This is a genomic window from Aequorivita capsosiphonis DSM 23843 (genome assembly GCF_000429125.1).
Taxonomy (GTDB): domain Bacteria; phylum Bacteroidota; class Bacteroidia; order Flavobacteriales; family Flavobacteriaceae; genus Aequorivita; species Aequorivita capsosiphonis.
Window position 1 is genome coordinate 91485 of sequence record NZ_AUBG01000010.1, and the last position, 22867, is coordinate 114351.

Annotated in this window: 20 protein-coding genes and 1 tRNA gene; 9 read left to right on the top strand and 12 right to left on the bottom strand. The window is 37.0% G+C overall.

Going from position 1 to position 22867, the window contains the following annotated elements:
* Window position 1: 1 nt before the first annotated feature.
* From G440_RS0108200 to flxA, 9 genes are all read right to left on the bottom strand, one after another.
* Window positions 2-913, bottom strand: a complete 912-nt coding sequence (locus G440_RS0108200) for a hypothetical protein (protein WP_026450864.1) — start codon at window positions 911-913, stop codon at window positions 2-4.
* Window positions 914-1003: 90 nt separating this feature from the next.
* The gene (locus tag G440_RS0108205; protein ID WP_026450865.1) at window positions 1004-1885 is read right to left on the bottom strand and encodes a lysophospholipid acyltransferase family protein; all 882 of its coding nucleotides are present in this window, start codon (window positions 1883-1885) and stop codon (window positions 1004-1006) included.
* An 18-nt stretch (window positions 1886-1903) separates the two neighbouring features.
* Window positions 1904-2146, bottom strand: coding sequence for a phosphopantetheine-binding protein (locus G440_RS0108210; RefSeq protein WP_026450866.1), 243 nt, complete (start codon window positions 2144-2146; stop codon window positions 1904-1906).
* A 2-nt stretch (window positions 2147-2148) separates the two neighbouring features.
* The gene (locus tag G440_RS0108215; RefSeq protein WP_084426667.1) at window positions 2149-3369 is read right to left on the bottom strand and encodes a beta-ketoacyl-[acyl-carrier-protein] synthase family protein; all 1221 of its coding nucleotides are present in this window, start codon (window positions 3367-3369) and stop codon (window positions 2149-2151) included.
* 80 nt (window positions 3370-3449) lie between these two features.
* Entirely contained in the window at window positions 3450-3755 is a 306-nt protein-coding gene (locus G440_RS0108220) for a type II toxin-antitoxin system RelE/ParE family toxin (protein WP_026450868.1), read from the bottom strand.
* Window positions 3755-3973, bottom strand: a complete 219-nt coding sequence (locus G440_RS0108225) for a hypothetical protein (protein WP_026450869.1) — start codon at window positions 3971-3973, stop codon at window positions 3755-3757. Before G440_RS0108225 ends, G440_RS0108220 begins: the two co-directional genes overlap by 1 nt.
* A 76-nt stretch (window positions 3974-4049) precedes the next feature.
* On the bottom strand, window positions 4050-4802 hold the full coding sequence (flxB, locus tag G440_RS0108230; RefSeq protein WP_026450870.1) for a flexirubin biosynthesis SDR family reductase FlxB: 753 nt from the start codon (window positions 4800-4802) through the stop codon (window positions 4050-4052).
* Between the two features lie 210 nt (window positions 4803-5012).
* Window positions 5013-6149 (bottom strand): WG repeat-containing protein, encoded by a 1137-nt coding sequence (locus G440_RS0108235; RefSeq protein ID WP_026450871.1) that lies wholly within the window; start codon window positions 6147-6149, stop codon window positions 5013-5015.
* 61 nt (window positions 6150-6210) lie between these two features.
* Complete coding sequence (gene flxA, locus G440_RS0108240) at window positions 6211-7737, bottom strand: flexirubin biosynthesis tyrosine ammonia-lyase FlxA (protein ID WP_026450872.1); 1527 nt, start codon at window positions 7735-7737, stop codon at window positions 6211-6213.
* A gap of 99 nt (window positions 7738-7836) precedes the next feature.
* Between flxA and G440_RS0108245 the strand changes: the two genes are divergently transcribed.
* The 5 genes from G440_RS0108245 (at window position 7837) to G440_RS21335 (ending at window position 12552) form a co-directional block, all read left to right on the top strand.
* Window positions 7837-9117 (top strand): NAD(P)/FAD-dependent oxidoreductase, encoded by a 1281-nt coding sequence (locus G440_RS0108245; protein ID WP_026450873.1) that lies wholly within the window; start codon window positions 7837-7839, stop codon window positions 9115-9117.
* Between the two features lie 81 nt (window positions 9118-9198).
* Window positions 9199-10326, top strand: coding sequence for a helix-turn-helix domain-containing protein (locus G440_RS0108250; RefSeq protein ID WP_026450874.1), 1128 nt, complete (start codon window positions 9199-9201; stop codon window positions 10324-10326).
* A gap of 89 nt (window positions 10327-10415) precedes the next feature.
* On the top strand, window positions 10416-11387 hold the full coding sequence (locus G440_RS0108255; RefSeq protein WP_026450875.1) for a hypothetical protein: 972 nt from the start codon (window positions 10416-10418) through the stop codon (window positions 11385-11387).
* 15 nt (window positions 11388-11402) lie between these two features.
* Window positions 11403-12335, top strand: coding sequence for a T9SS type A sorting domain-containing protein (locus tag G440_RS0108260; protein WP_026450876.1), 933 nt, complete (start codon window positions 11403-11405; stop codon window positions 12333-12335).
* 79 nt (window positions 12336-12414) lie between these two features.
* Complete coding sequence (locus G440_RS21335) at window positions 12415-12552, top strand: hypothetical protein (RefSeq protein WP_169718951.1); 138 nt, start codon at window positions 12415-12417, stop codon at window positions 12550-12552.
* Between the two features lie 45 nt (window positions 12553-12597).
* Here the strand turns inward: G440_RS21335 and G440_RS0108270 are convergent.
* Window positions 12598-12670 (bottom strand) — tRNA-Gln (locus G440_RS0108270).
* A gap of 275 nt (window positions 12671-12945) precedes the next feature.
* Here G440_RS0108270 and G440_RS0108275 point away from each other — a divergent pair.
* Window positions 12946-16269 carry a glycosyltransferase family 117 protein gene (locus G440_RS0108275; protein WP_026450877.1) on the top strand — a complete coding sequence of 1108 codons (3324 nt, stop codon included), beginning with the start codon at window positions 12946-12948 and terminating at the stop codon, window positions 16267-16269.
* A gap of 26 nt (window positions 16270-16295) precedes the next feature.
* Window positions 16296-16979, top strand: a complete 684-nt coding sequence (locus G440_RS0108280) for a polysaccharide deacetylase family protein (protein ID WP_034259244.1) — start codon at window positions 16296-16298, stop codon at window positions 16977-16979.
* Between the two features lie 61 nt (window positions 16980-17040).
* Here the strand turns inward: G440_RS0108280 and G440_RS0108285 are convergent, their stop codons facing one another.
* Together G440_RS0108285 and G440_RS0108290 are read right to left on the bottom strand one after the other, a co-directional pair.
* Window positions 17041-17337 (bottom strand): thioredoxin family protein, encoded by a 297-nt coding sequence (locus G440_RS0108285; RefSeq protein WP_026450879.1) that lies wholly within the window; start codon window positions 17335-17337, stop codon window positions 17041-17043.
* Between the two features lie 148 nt (window positions 17338-17485).
* Window positions 17486-18733 (bottom strand): metallophosphoesterase, encoded by a 1248-nt coding sequence (locus G440_RS0108290; RefSeq protein ID WP_026450880.1) that lies wholly within the window; start codon window positions 18731-18733, stop codon window positions 17486-17488.
* A gap of 194 nt (window positions 18734-18927) precedes the next feature.
* On the opposite strand from G440_RS0108290, the gene G440_RS0108295 reads away from it, so the two are divergent.
* Both G440_RS0108295 and G440_RS0108300 read left to right on the top strand, forming a co-directional pair.
* Complete coding sequence (locus tag G440_RS0108295) at window positions 18928-21900, top strand: GH92 family glycosyl hydrolase (RefSeq protein WP_026450881.1); 2973 nt, start codon at window positions 18928-18930, stop codon at window positions 21898-21900.
* A gap of 109 nt (window positions 21901-22009) precedes the next feature.
* Complete coding sequence (locus G440_RS0108300) at window positions 22010-22786, top strand: alpha/beta hydrolase (RefSeq protein ID WP_026450882.1); 777 nt, start codon at window positions 22010-22012, stop codon at window positions 22784-22786.
* The last annotated feature ends 81 nt before the right edge of the window (window positions 22787-22867 follow it).

A 22867-nucleotide genomic window follows, 5' to 3' on the forward strand; every position in this document is an offset into this window, starting at 1 on the left:
CTTACTTTAATTCAACTGATGAATAATAGGCTTTATCTCTTTGAATTTTACGATACATTGGGAGATAAGTGAGCAAAAATACAATAAATACAATTGGAGCTATAAGCCATATTGCAAATAACAAATAATATTTAAAATAAACGAGCCATTTCCCTCTTTCTTCGCCCTCCTTTTTGATTAATAGATCCGCCCATTTTGTAAAGACTATATTTCCGCGAATATCTGTAGCGATTAAAGAAGAATCTACTTTTACAGCACCAACTTCCAAAAGATTATCTTGTAGTTTTGAATATTCATTTTGAAGTAAAGCCGCTTTAATGGGGTTTCCAAAACGAGATGCGGCATCAATATCCTTATCCGAAACTCCTGGTTTTGGGAAAATTCCCAACATTTTCGTTTTCTTTCCACCCATCAGCCAATGCACGATTGTGATTACACTAATGTGATTGAGGTTTCGATCCACCAAGGCAATATTTCCAACCAATTTGGCACTATTGGCTATCAAAAGTTTTTTCATTTTCTCCTGCGCCATAATCCACATATTTCTACTGGCAGACACGGTGACAACTGGGGTATTTGCCAACAAGGCTTTGGCTTCAGCAGATTTTAAGAATGAATTAATGGGAATGGAAGGCGTTAAATACCAAGTAGTATAGCCTAAAATCACCAAATCGTATTTTTTCCCAAGTATTTCAGATGGCACACTTTCCAATGGAGTGGGAATTTGAAGAAATGTTTCAGGAAAAGCACCGTAGAATTCCTCTTGCTCCCAAGGAAAAGGAAATTTTTTCTTAGGAACAATTTCGTAATAAGATATGTTTACTTTTTCATCAGAAATAGTTGAAGCGATATTCTTTAAAATATCCGTTAACTGCCCAGATTGGGAATAATATATTATTAATACTTCTTTCATAATTTAGTTATATACCTACAAGGGGTCTTCCTCCTCCGTCGGACAAGTGGAGACCTTGCAGGAAGTCTTGAAGGTCTTCCCAGAAACTCCTTAATCGTCCGTTTCCCAAAAATCAAAATAGTTAAACCACTGTAATGGATATTTCTTCAACATCCACGCTACACTTTCGGTGTATTTTTTTAGGAGTCCTTGTGCGTCTCGGTTTTTAACATCGGCCCGTCGTGCATACAAATGATAATGTTTGTTGGTCTCCTTCATGACATAAACAAACAATACTGGAACATTTAATCTGCTGGCCAATAAAAATGGGCCGGCTGGAAAGTTTGCTTCTTTTCCCAGAAGTGATTCGGTCAAAACCTTTTGGCCTTTCATATATCTATCTCCCGTAAAGCAGACCAATTCACCATTGTTTAGTGCATTATTAATCTCAAAAATATGGGACATATCATCTTTTACCAAAATAAATTTTATCTTGGACCGAACGGTGACTTTCTCCATATATTCCTTGATATTTTGGTGTTCGGTATCAGTGGTAACAAGACTTATCTGTGATCTAGTGTCAATTTCCTCAAAAAAAAATTCGGCTATTTCAAAATTACCTACGTGGGCGCTGATCATAATCCCGCCCTGTTTTTTATCGAGAAGATTTGTAATATTTTCCACGCCATCACATTCTTGAGTGAAGCGATTTTTTAAGCCTGAAGAAATTGCGGCTTTGTCAATAATGGTTTTTCCGAAGACGTAATAACTCTTATAAATACCAATAATACTCTTAGTTACAGAATATTTCAGCCGTTTACGAAAATAATGGTAGATGGAACGGGTGCTTTTCCCCGCAAAGAAAACGTAATATAACGCAACAAAATAAAGTAATCCATAAGCTGCGCGAACCCCTAATTTCCTAATAAAAAATATAAAGATTTTATATCCAAAAACGGTGCCTTTGCTCTTGCCTTCCCATTCACCAGCCATAAAAAGTTATTCCAGATTTCAGCTGATTTTTGTTTCAATCAGATCGTAAAAGTCTTGAAGTGTAATCACATTAAGGAAATCCTCACCAGTCAATTTCACACCAAAGTTAGCCTCAATGGCAACTACCAGATCCACGAAGTCTAAGCTATCCAATTCCAAAGTTTCCTTTAGGTTAGCTATTGGCGCTATGTCTTCAGTATCTACCTCAAACTCATCTACCAAAAAGTAGTTTATCTTTTCAACTATAACTTCTTTATTCATTTCTAATGTGTACATTTTTTAATTATCAGTGCGGAATTGGTTCCCCCAAACCCGAATGAATTCGACAAAAATACATCAATTTTTTTGTTTAACGTTTTGTTAACAAGGTTTAATTTTGAAGCGGCCTCATCTGGGTTTTCAAGGTTGATGTTTGGCGCAATAAAGGAGTTTTCCATCATTAACATGGAATATATTACTTCGCTTGCCCCAGCCATCCAACATTCGTGACCGGTCATAGATTTTGTAGAGCTTACGCAGGGTCCATTTTCACCAAAAACTTCTGTGATTGCAAGCGCTTCATTTGCATCGCCAACCGGGGTTGATGTTGCGTGCGCATTGACGTAATCAATTTCTGAAGCTTTTATATTTGCCTGATCTAAGGCCATTTTCATAGCACGAGCAGGACCATCAACATTTGGAGTTGAAATATGTTCTCCGTTGGAAGAAAAACCATAGCCAATAATTTCTCCTAAAATTGGAGCACCGCGTTTAATAGCACTTTCGTAGCTTTCAATTACTAGCGTTGCCGCTCCGCCACTTGGCACCAAACCATCACGTGCTTTATCAAATGGACGGCTGGCTTTTGTTGGGTCTAATTGGGTTGAAAAAACCCCAAGACCATCAAAACTACCCATTGCCAATTCATTAATTTCCTGTGCTCCACCAGAAATTATACAGTCTTGAAGTCCGTTTTTAATGAGGAAGTATGCCATCCCAATGGAATGAGAACCACTTGCACAAGCGGCACTGATGGTAAAGTTAATCCCTCTCAACTTAAAAATAGTTGAAAGGTTCATTGTTACTGAAGAGTTCATCGCTTTAAAAATCGCACCCGAACCCACGAGCGTGGTATCCTTTTTCTCACGAATTTTATCAACCGAATCTATAACCGATTTTGCAGTACTGTCGTTACCGTATAGGATTCCTACTTCGTTCTCTTCAAAGAATTGTTCGTCGATTTTAGCATTTTTTAAAGCTTCAAAGGTGGCTGCATACGCGTAGGCACCTTCTTCACCTAAACTAATTCGTTCTCGGCGCGACAGCTGTTCCTTTAAATTAGGCTCTTCTACCCATCCTGTTAAGCAAGAGCGATAACCAAAATCCTTGCGTTTTCCATCGCAAATAATACCAGACTTCCCATTATATAAAGACTCCTTTACTTCCTGCAGATTTTTACCTATGCAGGAATATATACCCATTCCGGTTATCACTACTCTTCTCAATTATTTTCAGTCTTAATTAATAAATACTTTTATTCTAGAAACAGCTTTGGTTATTTCTCAACTTATTGCAAGCTACATACTTAATCCAATTGTTTTTTCAATTCATCTGGATCTTGCCTTGTGTCAAACAAGGTAATTATTTCTATTTCTTTCTTTGCGAAATTTACCCGATAGAAAAACGTTGTTTGCCTTGTGACCACGCATTTATATATTCCTCCGAATACTATTGATTTTGGACAGCTTTCTGGATACTCTGAAATCTGTTTTATTTTTTCATTCAATTTGATTAAAAAGTTTTTCTTGACCTTATATCCCCATTCTTCCAATAAACACTCAGTAAGTTTTTTTAATTTGTATTCGGCAATGTCTGAAACAAAAATTTCCATTAAGAAATTCTATTCAAAACGTCTTTATGTAAAGAGCGATTACCTTTATCTAACTGCTCAATACCCTTTTTAATTTCTGCTTGTTCTACGGCACTCATCTCATTCCAAAAATCCGCATTTTCATTGTTTATGAAATCAGTTACTTTTTTTATAAAAACCTCGTTGTCAATATTCAATATTAACTTTACAAGCTCTATTTTTTTTGTTTCAATTTTCATCCTTATTCGTCTTTCTCAAATTTACTAAATAACCTCTTTTGTAAGTCGTTATTCTATTTGAACAATTTTTTTTGTTTTAAGAATAAATCCCCCCATTTATATTAATGACTTCACCTGTAATATAAGAAGATTTTCTTGAGGCTAAAAAGCTCACCACGTGCGCTACTTCTTCTGCTTCACCAAAACGATTGGCGGGAATCATTTTTTTAAGTTCTTTTTCATCGAGTTCTGCAGTCATATCGCTTTTTATAAACCCTGGTGCTACTGCATTAACCGTGATGTTTCGTTTTGCAACTTCCTGTGCCAAAGCTTTTGTCGCACCAATTACAGCTGCTTTCGCCGCAGAATAATTTACTTGCCCCGAAGTGCCCTTTAATCCCGAAACGGAAACCATATTAATAATTCGCCCGTATTTATTGACCAATAATTTCTGAATTAAAGTGTTGGTAACATTATAAAACCCGGTTAAACTAGTGTTGACAACCTTATGCCAATCTTCGGGTTTCATCCACATAAACAAACCATCTCTAGTAATGCCCGCGTTGTTAACAATCACTTCAATAATTGCATCTTTGTTTTTATCATGCCATTTATCAAATGCATTTGTTACGGATTCAATATCAGATACGTCAAACTGGATAATTTCACCTTTACCACCAAGCGCTTCAATTTCGCTGAGCGTTTGCAGGGCAGCGTCTTTGTTACTACTGTAATTTATAAGAAGGCTATAATCCAAATCTTTCGTCAATTGAATACAAACCGCACGACCAATCCCTCTTGAGCCTCCTGTTACTAATGCGTATTTCTGTTTCGTTTTTTTCTCTTCCATATAAAAATCTCTTGCAAAGGTACACCTCCGCCTTCGGCAACTCCCCAAGAAAAAAGGGAAGGAACCATATAATTAATTTAATTCTTAAACTTAAATTCGTGTTTTTTATAAACCTAAAAGGAGCCCGTCTAAAAGATCGGAACACAATTTGGCAAGCTCAGTGCACCGCTTTGCAAGAATTCCCTGCTCACTGAACACTGAATACTTTTTTTACTTCGAAGTATCTACAAAATTCTCCGCATTTTGGTGCCATTTGCCAACCACTTGGCCGCTTTCATTTATAAAACCCCATTCCTTCTTTTTCTTTACGCGAGCAAGTCCGTTTTGAAATCCTTTTTCAGCACCTTTTTGTAAGAAGCCGAACATGCCTCCAGTAGAAATATCGTATTCCATCGGAATAACTAGGTTTCCTGTTTTATCAATAAACCCCCAAAGTTTTTTTTCTTTTACCGGAGCGAATCCGTTATCTGAAAAAATTTCGGCATCCCTATATTTAAAATCAATTACTTTTTCTCCTTTTTCGTTGATGTAACCCCAGTTTTTGTCTTTATATACTGGTGCAAGACCCGCGTTAAATGCACGCGCTTTATCATAAGCTGGCTCAATTATCCATTCACCAATCCCATTGATAAAACCCATCATTTCGGCACTTCGCGCATAGGTTAAAGGAGAGTCATTGGTGAAATCCCAAATTTTATCTATTCCTGCAATAGAAGTGAAAATTCCATCATTCAATATTCCGAAACTATCCCCTTTCCGGGCCCAAAGTCCGTTTTTGCTGAAATCGCCAATTTCATCGTATTCGGCAGGTACAAAAACATCGCCTTTATTGTTAAGGAGACCCCATTTCTCACCGTCTTTAAATTTTGCATATCCGTTAATAAAACCTTTAATCTCGCTATACTTTGGCTCTAAAATTGTTTTTCCGTTGGTGTCTATCAAACCAACATTATCACCGCTTCGGATTATTGCAACCCCATTGTCAAAATCATAATACTTATCTGTGGTTGGAGTAGTAAGCGTTTCGTTTTTCGAATTGATATATTTCCAGTCCTTGTCTTCTAAAACCAAGGCATATCCAGAATTAAAGGCTTTTACGCGATCATATTGTGGTTGTATTACCCACTCCCCAGAAGCATTGATAAAACCCCACTTCTTGTCTTTCATTGCCGCCGCGTATTTGCCAGAAAAACTATCCGCTTTGTCAAATTGTGGTTGAATGGCGAACTCGCCTGTTTTGTTGATGTAGCCAAAACTACCATCGTCGCGAACCAATGCTAGTTCCTGTGCGGAAGTAGCTATTATTCCAATGAAAAGAATACATACGAAAGTTAAAATCGATCTCATAATATTATATTTTTTAGTTAGTTAAAGTTAAAATAAACATTTTTGATGAGAAAATACAAACTTATTTTGACGAATCCATTAAAAATTCTTTCACCTTGTTAACGTAGGGATACATAACGATATCTTCCTTAAAGATTGGAACAATAGCCCGAATTTCGTCGTACATCTTTTTTGTTTTAGAAGAAACCTGATCTTGTACTTTTAGATATTCGATTGCCTGAATGATGGTTATTAATTCAATTGCAACTACCTCAAAAGCATTTTCAATTACTTTTTTAGCGATAAGAGCCGCATTTGTGCCCATACTTACAATATCTTGATTATCGTTATTGTTTGGGATGCTGTGCACATACATTGGGTTGCTGAGCATTTGACTTTCTGCTGTGGTTGAAGTAGCCGTAAATTGCACGCCCTGCATTCCAAAGTTTAACCCCAGTTTTCCTAAATTCACAAATGGTGGAAGTATGTCGTTTAGTTTTGAATTAAGTAAGTAGTTTAATTGACGCTCAGAAAGCATGGTCATTTTAGCAACAACTATTTTGAGTTTGTCCATTTCCAACGAAACATAATCACCGTGGAAGTTTCCGCCGTGATAAACATTTTGATTTTCAACATCAACAATTGGATTGTCGTTTGCCGAATTTACTTCTTCAATCAATATATTTTCTACCGAATTAATTGTGTCCAATACCGGTCCCAAAATTTGTGGCACACAGCGCAGGGAATAGTATTCTTGTACTTTTTCCTCAAAAACCTCAACATCTTTTGAACCATTATACAAATGATGTTCGCGCTTTCGCGTCAATTTACTGTCGTCTAAATGGGTGCGCATCATTTTGGCTACTTCGCGCTGGCCGTGATGTCTTTTGGTCTGGTTAAGTTGAAACGAAAGATGGTCATCATACGCCATTACAATTTCATTGATGGCAGAAGAAGCCTTAATCATCCACTGCAAAATATTTTTGGAATAAAGAACATTTATAACGCCAATACCCGTCATTACTGAAGTACCGTTCATTAAAGCCAGTCCTTCTCGAAGTTCCACTTTTATGGGCTCTAGATTTTCAAGTTCGAAAACTTCTTTGGTATTTTTACGTTCGCCTTTATAAAAAACTTCCCCTTCGCCAATCAACACCAAAGCCAAATGGGCAAGCTGCACTAAATCGCCACTCGCACCTACGCCTCCGTGTTCATAAATAAGTGGAATAATATTCTTGTTAAGTAGCTGAGTCATCAAATTTATAACTGAAGGATGCACCCCGCTATTACCGAGACTTAAGGTATTTAAACGTGCCAGCATGGCTGCGCGAACGTATTGTGGCGCAATTATATTTCCAGTACCAGAAGCGTGACTTCTAATAAGATTGTATTGCAATTGAATGCGTTCATTATCTTTTATTTTATACTGCGCCATCGGACCAAAACCAGTGTTTACGCCGTAAATAGTTTTGTTTTCGGAGAAATCCTTTAGAAAATCAAAACTGTTTTGAACTCTTTCTATTATATCTTTGTGCAGTTGGACAGTTTCATTTTTGAAAATTGTTTTCTCAAAATCGGCAATTTCCAGTTTTCCTTTTAATGTTGGCATTTATTGTAGAATCAATGGGTTGATTAAATGTGAATTGCAAAAATAATTCATTACTTTAGACTGCAAATTTAGAATTTTTTAACTTTTATATCTTATTATATGAATGATATTAATGTTGATGTGTTAATTATTGGCGCCGGACCTTCGGGATGCGTTGCTGCGTCATACTTAAAAAACAATGGAATAAACTGTAAAGTAGTTGAAAAAAACACATTTCCACGCTTTGTGATAGGCGAAAGTCTCCTGCCACGCTGTATGGACCATTTTGAGGAAACGGGACTTTTGGATTGCTTAATGGAACAAGGTTTCGAAATAAAATCTGGTGCACGCTTTTTGAAAAATGACGTTGTTTGCAATTTCGATTTCGGTGAAAAACATACCCCAGGCTGGGATTATACGTGGCAAGTTCCAAGGGCCCATTTTGACCATACCCTTGCTAAAGAAATAGTAAAAAAAGGAGTGGATCTTTCTTTCGGTCATGAAGTGATTGATGTACAATTTGATCCATCGGCTCCACCTGGAGACCCTCTTTCGACTCTTGGAGGTATTGGAAATTCAGTTACAACCGTAAAGGATGAAAATGGAAACGAATATAAAATAAATGCGAAATTTATAATTGATAGCAGCGGTTATGGAAGGGTTTTGCCGCGTTTGTTGGATTTGGATATGCCATCTTCGCTTGATGCAAATTCCGCCATATTTACCCACGTGAAAGAACCTAACCGTCCTGAAGGCGTTGAAGGAACCATTATCACTTTTGATGTTGTAAAAGACGATGTTTGGCTTTGGGTAATTCCTTTTTCAAACGGAAATACCAGTATTGGTTTTGTAGGTCCCACGGAATTTATTGAATCATTTGAAGGAACCAATGCCGAAAAAATGAAGGAAATGCTAAAAACTTCAGACTATTATTATGACCGACTGAAGGATTTGGAATTTCTTTTTGAGCCTTATGTTATTAAAAATTATTCAAAAGCAGTAAAACAACTTTACGGGAATGGTTATGCCCTTACGGGGAATAGTGCCGAATTTTTAGATCCGGTATTTTCATCTGGCGTTACTTTCGCCACCGAATCTGGATTAAAAGCCGCAAAATTAATAACCAAAGAGCTGCAAGGCGAAAACGTGGATTGGGAAGAAGATTACACCGAATATATCATGAAAGGGGTAGCTGTTTTTAGAACCTACGTAAAAGAATGGTACACGGGGAATCTCCAAAAAATATTCTTTCACCGTCCGGAAAACCCAGTAATCAAAGAACAAATTTGCGCGGTTCTTGCTGGCTATGTTTGGGATGAAACCAATCCTTTTGTAAAAAACCACAACCGCCTTGTAAAGACGGTTGCGAAGGTTATTGATATGGAAAATGAGCGGGTATAATAAAAATATTTGATTTTTGGAATTTTAAAGCGAAAGGTAAAAAAAAATATTCCCTATCTTTAAATCCAACTAATCAAGCAATTGGAATTAAATTTTTATAGCAGTCTGGTTATTGCGGGAATAATTCAGGGGGTTTTCTTAACCGTCTATATCTTATTGCTCGCAAAATATAGAACGCGTGCTTCCATTTATCTTGGTTTATTGATTCTTTTTATTACCCTCTCCATACTTCAGGAATTATTATGGGAAACAGGCGCTGTAACGAGTCTTGAATATTACCATCTTTTTTTACCTTATTCTTTTGCACAAGCGGCTTTGTTCTATTTTTTTGTGATGATCTTTTTATATCCAGACCGAAAAAACATACGACTAGAAAAGTTATTCTATCTGCCTTTCTTAGTAATACTCTTTGCTAGTTTAATTTTTAAATTAGTGTATTTGGTCTTAGACATTTCCCATCCTTTTTTTATAAGCATGTATGCAGTTATGGAATTTATTGATACCTATGGTGATTTTCTTAGTATTCTAATGGTTAGTCTAGTGCTATTGATTCTTTGGAAGCAAATCGAAATTTATCATAAAAAGCCTGTGAAATATTATTCTGAAATAGTAAAATCAAAACTTACGTGGCTAAAGATATTATTCATTTTGCTGTTTCTTTTCAATATTTTTTGGATGTATGCAACCATTGTTGGAGCTCTTATAAATGAAAATGAATACCCGGCATATCTTCTTCTAATTGGCATTTCAATTATAATATACACTTTAGGATATATAGGAACCCGAAAAATTGGAGTGCAAGAAGAACGAAGAAAAATAAGAAAGTCTTTTTATGGAAAACAGGATTACTCTATTTCTGAAGAAACTAAAGGTAAACATATTTTGTTATTCGAAAAAAGGCTTATCGAGGAAAAGAAGTTTTTGGACTCTTCAATAACTTTAGACTCTATGGCCGACGATCTTCAAATTAGCAGCAGCCATTTATCGCGAATGATAAATGCTGAATTAAAAACTACTTTTTCAAATTATATAAACCTTCTTCGGGTAAAAGAGGCTAAAATATACTTATTACAACCCGAATTTTCAGAGTACACTTTACTCGCTATTGGCCTGGAAGCAGGTTTTAATTCTAAGACTACTTTCAACACAACCTTCAAAAAAATAACGGGGCAAACTCCTTCTCAGTTTAAAAAAACAGCATCAAATTAGTTCCAATTTTTGCTATTTGCAGTAATCCGAACGCCTAAAGTGCTAGAGCTCTGCACTTTCGATTCATAATAATTCTAAAACCAAATATTATGAAATCGTTCAAAACAATTTTTTCGGCATTTATTTTATGTTCAATCTTTCAATTTTCGGCGAATGCCCAATTAAAAACTTTTACCAACAGTACAGGAAACAATCTTTGGCAAGATGCAGCCAACTGGTCACCCGGTGGAGTGCCACAAAATTCAAATAACGTATTGATTCCATCTGGTTTTGAGGTTAACGTAGCTGTTGGAACAGGAGCGAATGCGCTCACCTTAGAGGCCAATGCAGTGCTTAATATAATGACCGGTTCAAATTTTAGAACTTTTGGTGGAGCAACGTACGCAGCAGGCTCTATTATTAATTTGGAGGGAGGCATTTTTAATAGTTCTTCTTTTTCTGCAACTATTGATGGTCAACTAAATATTTTTGGTGGAGAATTTAAAGCTATAAGCGGCAACATTATAATAAACGGTGAAATGAATATTGCATCTGGAGTGCTAGACTTAGGATATAGTGGTAGCGCCATCCAATTTTTAACAATTGCACCAAGCGGAGTAATGACCGTGGGTGATGCCAGTATTGAAGGTTATTTTTTTGGAGGGACATTTGTAAATGAGGGATTGATACAAAAGACATCAGGCGCTGGAACATTTACAATTAGTAGTACGTTTGAAAATAATGACGGCACTATAAATATAGATAGTGGTTCTATGATTTTATCTTACAGTGGAACTTTAACAGATGGCATATACAATGTAAATTCAAATGGATTTTTAGAATTAAATGGCTTAAATGGATATTTTATAATCGGAACCCTTACAGGACAATTAGATGGTTCGTTTATAGTTGATGGTGCTGGTTTGAGAGTCTTTAACAATGGCGTAAATTTTCTTGATTTTTCTGGTTCTGCAGGAGTAGTATGGCGTGGAGGTACTCTTTCTGCACAAGCAGCAGCAGGAACCGTTTTAGTGAATAGAGGTTTACTAAATTACACTGGCACAGGTAGCCAACAATTATAGCTTTCTGGTGGTGTAGTGTTTAGGAATGAAGGTGATATTTCCTTTGATGCAACTGTCAACAATTTTTCCATCGGACAAGGTTCAATATTCGAAAATCGTGAACTTGGTGTTATTACTGTTGTAGATGGCGCTAGTATAACTGGCGGACCCTTTATAAACACAGGTCTTATCCGAAAAACAACTGGAACAGGCACTGCAACCATAAGGACGTTAACTAATAACAGTCCGGGAATTTTGAGTATTGAAACAGGAAATATGGATTTTAATGACAACTTTGAAGGCGACGGTATTATTACAGGAGCAGGATCTATAGGCACAAATTATAACACAGAAATTGGCCAGACTATAGCACCGGGAAATAATGGCGTGGGAACACTTACTTATAACAATACATTAGATTTTGAAGCCACCCCAGATTGTATTTATCAGTTAGAAATTAATGGTACCGCGGCAGGAACGGAGCACGATGTATTTGCTATAACCAATAAAGCGAGGTTATTTGGAACACTGGATATTATTCTAGGTTATAATGCACAGTTAAATGATGAATTTGTGATTATAACTTTTCCTAATAGAAATGAATGTGAACTCCCTGCGCAAGTTACAGCAACCTTTGGAAATGGCACGTATACCTATGATGTTGTTTGCAACTCAGATAACGTTACTTTAAAAGTAATCGATATAGTTTTGGGCGTAGAGGATAATCAACTTTCAAATGCCGTATTATATCCCAATCCAACTTCAGGAAATTTCAACATTGATTTAGGTAAAAGCTATTCAGAAACAAATACAACCATCACAAACATCCTCGGGCAAGTAGTTGCTTTTGAACGATTTGCAAATACCAATACTTTAGAAATCAACCTTCAAGGTAGCCCGGGGATTTATTTTGTGAATTTAAAAACTGCTGAAGGTGTTTCAGAAACTTTGAAAATTATTAAGAACTAACTTAGATTGTAAGATTTGGCCTTTATCCTAAACATTTCGTAATAATTTTTAGAAATAAAATAATTCAAATTTCAATAGTTTGAGATTAAAATTATTTGAAACAACTGGGATTAGAAATGGGAACGGCAAAGCCAAAAAAGCTTTCAGCTTTCCTAGCTTTGCCACCCACGGTCACGTGGACCAACAAATTATTGAAGAGTTAGAAAAAATGTTATAAAAATGAAAAATCCCGACCTTTTTAAAGATCGGGATTTTATTTTTGTTGGCCCACTAGGGCTCGAACCTAGACTCTTCTGTACCAAAAACAGACGTGTTGCCAGTTACACCATGGGCCAATTCCAAAATAATTAGGTTTCTACACTTCGAAGCTATTTTTAGCGTAGTAGTGCTTTCGCCCTTTCAACACCAAAAATCATTTTAGCATTAGAAAGTGCAAATTTAATATAAACTTTGGCTTATGCAAATATTTTATCGCAAAAAAACCACGATTATTTTTCCGAAAAGTGGTAATTCATAAAAAATATTACTTCATATTACACGTTAGGCCATTTACATACTTGGGGCTATGTATATTATTAGTAAATTCGTGCCTTAAAAATTTCATACAAATATGGGTTCTTTTAACTTTTCAAAATGGAACAATATTACTGGCTGGGTCGTTTTTGCGATTGCCCTTACAACTTATTGGCTCACGGTAGAACCTACCGCTAGTTTTTGGGATGCTGGTGAATATATAACTACTTCAAGTAATCTAGAAGTAGGGCACCCCCCCGGAGCTCCATTATATCAATTACTCGGTGCTTTTTTCTCTATTTTTGCACCTGACGCTTCCTACATCGCCTTGACAATCAATTTAATGTCGGTTTTTGCCAGTGCTTTTACGATCCTTTTTATGTTTTGGTCGCTGAGTATTTTGCTCACCAATTTGATTTCAAAACATCACGAAATTCAAAAAACAAATGCCATTGCAATTCTTGGAAGTTCTGCCATTGGCGCTTTGGCTTTTTCATTCACCGATAGTTTTTGGTTTAATGCCGTAGAAGCGGAAGTATATGCTATGGCAGCTTGCCTCATGGCTATCCTATTTTATACTGCTTTACGTTGGGAACGCGATATGCTAAAACCACGTGGCAACAGATGGATCATTCTTATCGCCTTTATTATTGGTCTTTCTTTTGGGGTTCACTTTATGGCCTTATTGACAATTCCAGCTATCGGATTTCTATATTTCTTTAAACACTATAAAACGGTAACCGTAAAAAACTTCATCGTCGCAAACGTTGTGAGTGTGGCGATTCTATTATTTATCTTCATCTTTCTGTTGCCAATGACGTTGAAGTTCTTTAGTGCTGCAGAAGTGTTTTTCGTCAATACCGTTGGAATGCCTTTTAACAGCGGAACCGTTATTGCCGGGCTTATTTTTATCGGCTTGTTCTATTATTTGATCCGTTATACTCGATCCAAAGGTTTTGTGTACCTAAATACTTTAGTTCTGTGCATACTTTTCATATTTATGGGGTTTTCAAGTTGGTTGATGCTTCCAATCCGCGCAAACGCCGGAACGGTTATTAACGAAAATAATCCAAACAACGCACGGGAGCTTTTAGCCTATTACAACCGAGAGCAATATCCAGCAACACATTTGTTTTATGGTCCAAATTTTACAGAATCTTACGTAGGTCTCGATGCGGATAATCCTTACACAGACGATAAGCCGAACTACGAAAAAGACACAGCGAGCGGCAAATATATAATCGTAAACAACTATAAAAACGCAAGCCAAAATACAGAGGATTCACAAAAAGGTTTTCTGCCTCGAATGTGGAGCACGGAACACAATGCTAACTATATGGAATTCACCGGAGGTCTCGATTTTTCGGTTAAAAGTGAATATCTAAACGAACCTAGGTTGGTAGATGAAGTCAATAAATTTAAACAAGCATATAACCAAGGCCTGGTTGACACCAAGGATTATGACAAGTTTTTAAAGAATTTTGGACAATATCTGGACATTAAAAAGCCATCCTTTATTCAGAACATGAAATTTATGTTTGAATTCCAATTCGGGTATATGTATTGGCGCTATTTTATGTGGAATTTTACGGGAAGACAGGACGATGTACAAGGACAATACACAGATCTCCACGGGAATTGGCTTAGTGGTGTCAAGTTTATCGACGAGCTTCGATTGGGGAGTCAAGATAACCTGCCCAGTGATGTAAAAGATAACAAAGCCAGGAATACTTACTTTTTTCTTCCGCTTATTTTAGGAATTATAGGTTTGGTATTTCACTTTAAGAACGACCAAAAAAGCTTTTGGGTTTTGCTTGTTTTCTACCTGTTCACGGGGCTTGCTCTAAAGATCTACCTCAACGAAAGACCGTTTGAACCGCGGGAACGGGATTATGCTTTGGTTGGAAGTTTCTATGTTTTTGCACTATGGATTGGATATGGAGTCTATGCACTTTTCGATCTGGCAAAGAATTACGTAAAACCAAAAGTCGCATTACCCATCGTTTTGACAGTATGTGTTCTGGCGGGACCTATTTTGATGGCTTCCCAAAACTGGGACGATCACGACCGCAGTGGTCGCTATACCGCACAATCTATGGGAAAAATGTATCTAGATTCCTGTGACGAAAATGCAATTCTCTTCACTATTGGCGATAATGATACTTTTGCACTTTGGTATGCTCAAAATGTGGAAGGCTATCGTCAGGATGTTAGAATTGTCAATACGAGTCTTTTCCAAACCGATTGGTATATTGACGATATGAAGAAGAAAGCCTTTACCAGCGATCCAATTCCTTCGCAATTAACCCACGAAAAATATCGCGGCGGAACACGTGATTTCCTAATTTATCAGAAAACCAACAAGGATACGATTGATATCAAAACTTGGATGAATTTTGTGGCCAATGACAGTCCGGCAACCCAAATGGAGCTCCAAAGTGGACAAGTGGTGAATACATTCCCTTCAAAAGTAATCCGTATTCCGGTTGATAAAGAAGCGGTGCTTCGCAATGGCATTGTGGATCAAAAAGATGCCGATAAAATTGTTCCATATATAGATATTACGCTGAAAGGCGACGTTATTTATAAGAACAGAATGATGATGCTGGACATAATTGCGAACAACAATTGGGAACGCCCTATCTATTTTAGCGGTGGAAGTTTTGGCGACGATGATTATCTATGGATGAAAGATTATCTTCAATTGGATGGTGTAGTTTATAAACTGGTTCCAATAAAAACTGCAATCAACAAAAGAAGTCCTTTTGATATGGGCAGAATTGATGCCAATAAAATGTATGATATTGTTATGTCATGGGATTGGGGTAATAGCGGCAGTCCAGACATCTATCACGATACCGAAACTCGTCGCAACGGAATAACCTACCGAAGCAATTTGGCCCGTCTTGCCGAAGCCTTAATTAATAAAGGTGAAAATGATAAGGCCGAAAACATATTGGATCTGGCAATGGAAAAAATGCCAATAGATTATTTTGAATATTATTCTCTTCTAGAGCCATTTGTAATTGGTTATTACGAATTGGACAAACCTGAAAAAGCACGAAAGGTTTACCAAGATGTAGCTAAAAAATATCAAGAGAAATTAAAATATTACAACGGATTTAAATTTAACAAACAGCGTCTTATTGCCGATGAGATTATAACAAATATGGAGCGCTACCGCAGCTTAGTGCAGACTGTGGTGGTCTATGACGATGAGCAATATGGACGTGAAGAAGCTAAGAAATTCAATGATTATTTGAAGTTGTTCCGCCATTTCTACTCACCAGATGAAGCGATGGATTTAGACAAAGAGCTTCAAAAGGATTCGACAGTGCAAATACCGTTAGATTCAAATCTTTTAAAGCAAATGGAACGAAATCCAACCAAAGAAACGGAGATGGAAGTTCCCTTAAACTAAAACAATTGAAGTTCAATTTAGTAAAAATGCCCAGATTTATTCAGCGGTTATACCCTGAACGAATTTGGGCTTTTTCGCGAAAGAAAAAATCGATATATCTCACTTTTGACGATGGCCCCATTCCCGTAGTTACGCCTTGGGTTTTGGAAGAACTGAAAAAACACAACGCCAAAGCAACGTTTTTCTGCATCGGTAACAATATCCTAAAGCATCCGGATGTTTTTCAACAAATCTTGTCTGAAGGGCATTCCGTAGGCAATCACACTTTTAACCATTTAAATGGATGGAAGACTGAAACTTCAGTCTATGTAGAGAATGCGGAAAAGGCTGCGAGACAAATGATGGATGCTGGATATAGGGTGACGGATGCCGGAAGACGGGTGACCGAAGATTATTTCCAAAAGAAAAAGGAATCTGAAATTGGGACTCAGCAATCGCTTTTCCGTCCTCCTTACGGCAGAATATCTTCAAAGCAAGCAAAGTTACTTCAGAAGAAAGGCTTTAAAATTGTGATGTGGGATATAGTGAGCTATGATTACGATACAAGAGTTTCCAAAGAAGAATGTCTTCAAAATGTTATGAAAAATATTAAACCTGGAAGTGTTATCGTTTTTCACGACAGCCTTAGGGCCGAAAAAAACCTACGCTATGTTTTGCCGAAGGTTTTGAAATTTATTTCAGAAAAAGAATGGAAATATTTATGCATATAAAAATTGTAAACTTCAAGTTCCCCCCTTGGGCTTGCCTGCCGGAGGTAGGGGTTAGGGGGCTTTAAACATATTCCTTAACCAAGCCAACAAGTGTATCGGCATCTTGCTCGCCACTTTGGCGCCATTTCATTTCGCCATCCTTATAAATCATCAATGTGGGCAAATCTTTAACGCGCAGGGCCTCTGCAAGTTCTTTATTCTTGTCCACATCTATTTTTATAACTCGTGCCTCATCGCCAAGAGAAGCGGCTACTTCGCGAAGTACCAGATGCATTCCTTTGCAGGCTTCGTCCCATTCAGCATAAAAATCTAATAGGACCGGAGTACGGGTTTCAATTAATTCTCCAAATTTTGACATACGTCTTTTGTTTGTTAGTTGAACAATTGTATCTACAAATATAATAAAATAAGTGCCTTATGTTATCAAAGTGCTTAAAGTGCCCAAAGTTTTTATTAAATAGAATCAGAACTTAAAAAGGATAAGAACCAAGACAGAACAGAATAAACTAGACTTCCCTTCCCTTTTTAGATTTTAGAGGACTTTTCTTTTTAAGTTGGATAACAGTAATCTCAGGCCAGATTCCAACTCTTCCGGGATAACCTAAATATCCAAATCCGCGATTCACGTTTATATATCTTCCGAATTCCTCATAAATCCCTGCCCAATTTTTATATCTATATTGAATTGGACTCCATTTGAAGATCCCTGGAATTTCAACACCAAATTGCATTCCGTGGGTATGGCCACTAAGTGTTAAATGAAAATGGCGCGGATCTTCTTTCACTTCTGCTTGCCAATGCGAAGGATCGTGGCTCATCAATATTTTAAAATCACTATCAGTAATTCCAACAGTTGCTTTATCTAAATCTCCCGCTTTTTTAAATCCGTTTTCACCCCAGTTCTCTACTCCAACCAGAGCTATTTTCTGTTCCTTTCTATATAAATATCGATTTTCGTTCAAAAGAAGATTCCATCCCATCTCGTTTTGGATGTCTTTTAGTTTTTGAAGATTTTTGGCCTGATCTTCTTTAGTATCCCAGTTGACATAGTCACCATAGTCGTGATTTCCTAAAACTGAAAACACACCATCTTTCGCTTTCAAGGTAGAAAAAAGCTGTTTCCAATCATCCAATTCATCAGCCACATTGTTCACCAAATCGCCAGTAAAAAGAATTACATCACTCTTTTGCTCATTTGCAAGATTTATAGCATACTCCACTTTACGATGATTATCAAAACTACCACAATGTATATCGCTTAATTGAGTAATAGTGTATCCATCAAAGACATCAGGCAGATTGTCAAATTCCAATGAATATTTTAAAACCCTATAATTGTATTTTCCTTGAACCATTCCATAAATCAAGGATGCAAAAGGGATGGCTGCAATTCCCAAGGCAATGGTGCTTACAAACTTTCTACGAGAGACCATAAATGGAGTTTCACTACTACCGGCAACCTTCATAAAAATTCCCACGAAGAACCTACCAATATCTTCGGCAAACATAAAAATGATAATCAATAGCTTCGGAACAAAAAGCACGAGGAAAGCTCCAAAGACATACATGGTATTGATGCCAATTACCTTGCCTGCTCCCATCGTTGAAAACTGATATAATAAAGCACCCAAAACTACTATCGACAAAAAGACGTAAACCCCATAAATCCATGGATTTTTGGTGAGGGTTCTTACAGCCTGAAAGGCATAGATGTCAACAAGAATGTAAACTGTAATAAAAAGAAACCAACGCATAGGGTAGAAAGAATTTTTTAAAGATACCACGTTTCAAAAAATTGAAATCGTACTTCACTTTATTTTAACGGTTTTAGTAAAAGAAGAACCTTTTCATCCTTTAGGGTCGGGAAAAAAAATTTCGATTCAAAAATATATAGGTTCGTTCACTTTATTTTAAGGGTTTTAGTATCTTTTCCGATTAATTTATAGAAATGTACAAATACCTATCCCCACTACTTTTTTTACTGCCAATATTCTGTTTTTCGCAGGTAAATTCCCAACCTGAAACCCTGACTTCTTTCGTAAATCCATTTATCGGAACGGGCGGTCATGGCCACACTTATCCAGGAGCGACCATGCCCTTTGGAATGATGCAACTAAGTCCCGATACCCGCTTGGATGGCTGGGACGGCTGCAGCGGTTATCATTATAGTGATGAATACATTTATGGTTTTTCGCACACCCATCTTAGCGGAACGGGCGTGAGCGATTATGCTGATATTCTTTTAATGCCCACAAACAAAGTGAATTTTAACAATGGCGCCGATACTTCGACAGGCTCAGCAGATCTTCAAAGCGGATATCGAGCACATTTTTCACACGAAAATGAATTTGCATCTCCTGGATATTACAAAGTTCATCTGGATGAAACTAATATTGAAGTAGAGCTTACAGTTTCAGAACGAAGTGGAATCCATCATTACACTTTTCCGAAAAATTCCAAACAAATTGTAATTCTCGATTTGGAACACCGTGATAAAGTTTTGAGTTCTGAAATAAAAACGATTTCAAAAACCGAAATTTCCGGACATCGTCATTCTGAGGCTTGGGCGCTGGATCAAAAATTGTTTTATAATATTCAATTTTCGCGACCTTATAAAAACGTAACGTATTTAAACGATAAAACCGACGGCGAAAAAGTGATAGCCGCTTTTGAATTTGATGCTTCCGAAAGTGACGAACTCGATATAAAAATAGCAATTTCCGCCGTAGATGATGCTGGAGCAAAGAAAAACCTAAAAGCTGAAATTGGCGACAAGTCTTTTCAGCAGATAAAAAAAGAAGCTGAAACCGCTTGGGAAAAACAACTCGAAAAAATCGATGTTTCGGCTCCGCTCAACAACCGAGAAAATAGAGATCGAAAAACAATTTTTTATACTGCGCTTTATCACACGATGATTGCTCCTAACCTTTACCAAGATGTGGATGGGCGTTATCGCGGGATGGATCTTAAAATTCACCAAACATCAGATTTTAAAAATTATACCGTGTTTTCTCTTTGGGATACCTACCGAGCGGCACACCCACTTTATACAATTATTGAAAAAGAACGCACCAACGATTTTATAAATTCACTTTTGGCAAAACAAGACGAAGGTGGAATTCTTCCTATTTGGCCATTGGCAGGAAACTATACCGGTTGTATGATTGGGTATCACGCAGTTCCCGTAATTGCCGACGCGTATTTAAAAGGAATCCGTGGATATGACACCGAAAAAGCTTTTGAAGCAATGAAACACAGTGCGGTCCAGGATAAATTAGGACTAGAAAGCTATAAAGAATTTGGCTTTATTCCTGTGGAAGAAGAAAGTGAGTCGGTTTCAAAAACTTTGGAATACGCTTATGACGACTGGACGATAGCCGAAATGGCGAAAGCGATGGGGAAAACAGAAGATCATAAAACCTACACTGAAAGAGCCCAATACTATAAAAACGTTTACGATCCAGAGACCAAGTTTATGCGTGGTAGATTTAGAAATACTTGGTTTGCACCTTTTGATCCGTATGAAGTGAATTTTAACTACACCGAGGCAAATTCTTGGCAATACAGTTTTTACGCGCCTCAAGATATTTCTGGATTGATAAATCTGATGGGGGGGAAAAGTGCATTTGAAACCCAACTCGACAAACTTTTTACTGCGGAAGTTGAAACTTCTGGTCGCCAACAAGTTGATATTACTGGTTTGATTGGCCAATACGCCCACGGAAATGAACCGAGCCATCATATGGCTTATCTGTATAATTTCGTCAACCAGCCCGCCAAAACGCAAGAGCGCATTCACGAGATTTTAACCGGACAATACCAAAACGCTCCAGATGGGATTTCTGGAAACGAAGACTGCGGGCAGATGAGTGCTTGGTATATTTTTAGCGCACTCGGTTTTTATCCGGTAACTCCTGCCAGCAATGAATATATAATTGGAACTCCTTTATTTGAAAGTGCTATAATTAATTTAGACGAAGGAAAAACCTTTGAGATTTCCGCGGAAAATATTTCAGATAAAAACAAGTACATCGCTTCAGCCAGCTTAAACGGCAACCCATTAAAAAGAAGTTTTATCAATCATTCTGAAGTTATGGACGGCGGGAAATTAGTTTTTAAAATGACTGATAAACCTTCAACTTGGGCCACAAAAGACGACGAAATCCCAAAAACGGACATAATAGATAATTTGATTGTTCCAGCACCTTTTATTGCGAAAGGAGAAGTTGCTTTCAAAAATGAAACCGAAATTACGTTAGGAGTATCTTCACCTAACTCCGAAATTTTTTACAGTCTAAATGACAATGATTTTAAAAGGTATTCTAAACCATTTACTATTTCGGAAGAATCGATATTAAAAACTTATGCTTCGACTCCGCTCAGCAACCGTACTTCGGCGAATTCAGAAGGGCCAAAAAGTAGTGTGCTTAAAACCCATTTCTATAAGATTGACCCCAACCTCAGCATAAAACTGGAAACCGAATATGCCAATCAATACAACGGCGGCGGTAAAAATGCTTTAATTGACGGTATTCACGGCGCCAATGATTTTAGAACTGGAACTTGGCAAGGCTATCACGCTGTAGATTTAAATGCGACGGTGGATCTTGGTTCAAATAAAGAAGTAAAAACAGTTTCAGTAGGTTTTCTACAAGATCAACGCAGTTGGATTTTTTACCCTACGGAAGTTTCCTGTTCAGTTTCAGAAAATGGAACCGATTTTACAGAATTGCCAATGCAAAAAATAGAGACTGAAAAACCTTCAGAAGATGTGACAACTAAAAAAATCGAATTCCAAATTGTTAAGAAAATTCAATATATAAAAATCAGCGCAAAAAATCTTGGCGATTTACCAAAAGGACACCTAGGTTATGGAGGAAAGGCTTGGATTTTTGTAGACGAGATAACAATTGAAAACTGAAACAAGACCTAATACTAAGAACGAATCATATCAAATACCTAACAGGTTTTCTTTATCATTCATAGCGTTATGCGAAGGATGAAAAACCAACTAGGACTTACGAACCACTATGAATTTCAACTACAACACCAATCAAATCTATTATGAAACTTATGGAAAAGGACCAGCACTTGTGCTTTTACATGGCTTTTTAGAAAGTTCCGCTATGTGGGAAAAGTTGATTTCGCAGTTGGAAAAGAATAATTTTGTAATTACACTCGATTTCCCAGGACACGGAAAAAGTGATGTTATCTCTGAAATTCATTCCATGGAATTAATGGCAGGAGTAGTTGAACAATTATTAGAACATCTTCAAATTGATTCGACCACATTTGTTGGTCATTCTATGGGTGGATATGTGACTATGGCGTACGCCGAGCTATTTCCAGAAAAGATGGAAAGATTAATTCTTCTAAATTCTACTCCAGCAGCCGATACCGAAGAAAAGAAAGAAATTCGAAATCGCTCGTTAAAAGTTTTTGAAAAAAATCCAAGTGCCTTTATAAGTATGGCAATTAGCAATCTATTTGCCGAAACCTCACGCCAAAAGTTTTCAAAAGAAATTGAATCCTTAAAAGAGGAAGCTAACTCCTTCCCTTTAAATGGTATAAAAGCCGCACTAAAAGGAATGCGCGATCGAAAAGACCGAACAAAAGTGCTAAAAAACTTCAACAAAGAAAAATATTCAATTTTGTCAGAAAGCGATCCGCTCTTAGAACTTGAAGAAACTAAAAAATTGGCCGAAAGTTGCAACTCCAAAGTAATAACAATTGATGGAGGGCATCACAGCACCTATGAAAACTTAAATGGAGTTTTAAAAAATCTAACGCATATTTTAGAGACCTAACTGAAGAGAACTCAATTCTTTCTATTATAGAAGAATCCAGGGCAGAAAAGTCAATACTTCATTTAAAGTAGTTTTATGGAA

Coding starts and splice junctions, on each gene's coding strand:
- flxA (WP_026450872.1), bottom strand. CDS start 7,737: ATGCCAACATTAAAAGGAAAACTGGAAATTGCCGATTTTGAGAAAACA.
- G440_RS0108200 (WP_026450864.1), bottom strand. CDS start 913: ATGAAAGAAGTATTAATAATATATTATTCCCAATCTGGGCAGTTAACG.
- flxB (WP_026450870.1), bottom strand. CDS start 4,802: ATGGAAGAGAAAAAAACGAAACAGAAATACGCATTAGTAACAGGAGGC.
- G440_RS0108220 (WP_026450868.1), bottom strand. CDS start 3,755: ATGGAAATTTTTGTTTCAGACATTGCCGAATACAAATTAAAAAAACTT.
- G440_RS0108275 (WP_026450877.1), top strand. CDS start 12,946: ATGGGTTCTTTTAACTTTTCAAAATGGAACAATATTACTGGCTGGGTC.
- G440_RS0108285 (WP_026450879.1), bottom strand. CDS start 17,337: ATGTCAAAATTTGGAGAATTAATTGAAACCCGTACTCCGGTCCTATTA.
- G440_RS0108255 (WP_026450875.1), top strand. CDS start 10,416: ATGAAATCGTTCAAAACAATTTTTTCGGCATTTATTTTATGTTCAATC.
- G440_RS0108245 (WP_026450873.1), top strand. CDS start 7,837: ATGAATGATATTAATGTTGATGTGTTAATTATTGGCGCCGGACCTTCG.
- G440_RS0108290 (WP_026450880.1), bottom strand. CDS start 18,733: ATGCGTTGGTTTCTTTTTATTACAGTTTACATTCTTGTTGACATCTAT.
- G440_RS0108295 (WP_026450881.1), top strand. CDS start 18,928: ATGTACAAATACCTATCCCCACTACTTTTTTTACTGCCAATATTCTGT.
- G440_RS0108235 (WP_026450871.1), bottom strand. CDS start 6,149: ATGAGATCGATTTTAACTTTCGTATGTATTCTTTTCATTGGAATAATA.
- G440_RS0108205 (WP_026450865.1), bottom strand. CDS start 1,885: ATGGCTGGTGAATGGGAAGGCAAGAGCAAAGGCACCGTTTTTGGATAT.
- G440_RS0108300 (WP_026450882.1), top strand. CDS start 22,010: ATGAATTTCAACTACAACACCAATCAAATCTATTATGAAACTTATGGA.
- G440_RS0108210 (WP_026450866.1), bottom strand. CDS start 2,146: ATGAATAAAGAAGTTATAGTTGAAAAGATAAACTACTTTTTGGTAGAT.
- G440_RS0108225 (WP_026450869.1), bottom strand. CDS start 3,973: ATGAAAATTGAAACAAAAAAAATAGAGCTTGTAAAGTTAATATTGAAT.
- G440_RS0108280 (WP_034259244.1), top strand. CDS start 16,296: ATGCCCAGATTTATTCAGCGGTTATACCCTGAACGAATTTGGGCTTTT.